General features: G+C 55.1%; 2 protein-coding genes and 1 pseudogene. 1 reads left to right on the plus strand and 2 read right to left on the minus strand.

Annotated features, from left to right (window positions below; genetic code table 11):
* Together Q0256_RS07550 and Q0256_RS07555 are read right to left on the minus strand one after the other, a co-directional pair.
* On the minus strand, positions 1 to 253 hold a 253-nt coding region (locus Q0256_RS07550), incomplete at its 3' end, for an adenylyltransferase/cytidyltransferase family protein (protein ID WP_297961827.1).
* Entirely contained in the window at positions 250 to 459 is a 210-nt protein-coding gene (locus Q0256_RS07555; protein WP_297961830.1) for a hypothetical protein, read from the minus strand. The genes Q0256_RS07555 and Q0256_RS07550, both read right to left, overlap by 4 nt.
* A gap of 120 nt (positions 460 to 579) precedes the next feature.
* Here Q0256_RS07555 and Q0256_RS07560 point away from each other — a divergent pair.
* Positions 580 to 1,165 (plus strand): annotated as a pseudogene (locus Q0256_RS07560) (ATP-dependent DNA helicase RecG); the annotation flags it as partial.

Here is a 1,165-nt window from a genome sequence, read left to right on the forward strand (position 1 = left end):
GTATCGTGGGTACCGGCACGTTTTGCGAAATTTCATAATCGCTCACCTCCACATACGGGGTGTCGCCCCACAGCGTGCGGCACCATCTAAGCCGCAGCTGCGGCGGCGCCGAAAAGCTCTTTTTAAAAGGGTTTAGAAACGACGGCATTATGATCAGCAAGTCAGGCTTCAGGCTGGATAAGATCGCCTTCACCGCGGCGTCGTGTCCTGCGTGCGGCGGATCGAAACTGCCGCCGAAAAGCGCGATCTTCACGCGCCCGCTCCGCGCCGTTTCATGCCGCAAAATTTCGTGCTACCAAATTTTGTTGCAAAAAATCCTGCGTTTTGTGGCGCGGTAAATTTAAAAGGCGCAGCGGCGCAAAGACTAGGACCGCGTCGCAGCCCTTTTGCGGCGGCAAATTTTAAAAGCGCGTCATCGCGGAATTTCACCCCGCCGAATTTCGCTGCGTTAAATTTCATTTTAAGCTTTAAATTTGGCGTCTGGAGCTTTATCTCATGAAATTTCACGCCGTGAAATTTGGCCGCATAAAATTTCGCAGCGCGAGGGCTTAAGCGCCTATCAAATTTAAAGGATGAAAATTGATTTTTGAAGCAAAAGACGCGGCGACGCTCCAAAAGGCGGGCATTACGACGCTTTTGGATCTGGCGCTGCTTCTGCCCAAAAGCTTCGACGATCTAAGCGTCAGAGACGCGCCCTGCGCGGGCGAGAGCACGGCGGAGGTCGAGTGCCTCTTCCAGCACAGGCGCGGCTCGATGCTCATCGTCACGGCACACTGCCTCAGCTGGGAGCGCGAGATCAAAATCGTGATCTTCAACGCCAAAAGCTGGCACTTCGGCGCCTTTAAGCGCGGCAAAAAATTTTTCATCCACGGCAAATGCGACGAAAGCTTCGGCTCGTGGCAGTTCGTAAACCCAAAAATCGTAAGCGAGCCGGGCAGGATCGCGCCCAAATACAAAGCCGCGCTGAGCGACGCCGCGGCGCAAAAGCTGATCAAAAAATATCTAAGCGCAGATGCGCTTTTAGGCTGCGGGCTGCGCACGGACGAGGCGGCGGTACTGCTTGCGCTACACGAGAGCTCGCCGCGCAGCGTGCGAATGCTAGCCGCGCTAAATAGGCAGCTCAAAGAGGGCGGCGCGGAAAATTTCGGCGATCGCGACGACGTTT

The sequence above is a fragment of the uncultured Campylobacter sp. genome (assembly GCF_937949835.1).
Lineage (GTDB): Bacteria > Campylobacterota > Campylobacteria > Campylobacterales > Campylobacteraceae > Campylobacter_B.

Excerpts from the sequence above, each read along its gene's own strand:
- Q0256_RS07555 (WP_297961830.1), bottom strand. The coding sequence starts at position 459 with ATGAAATTTAACGCAGCGAAATTCGGCGGGGTGAAATTCCGCGATGAC.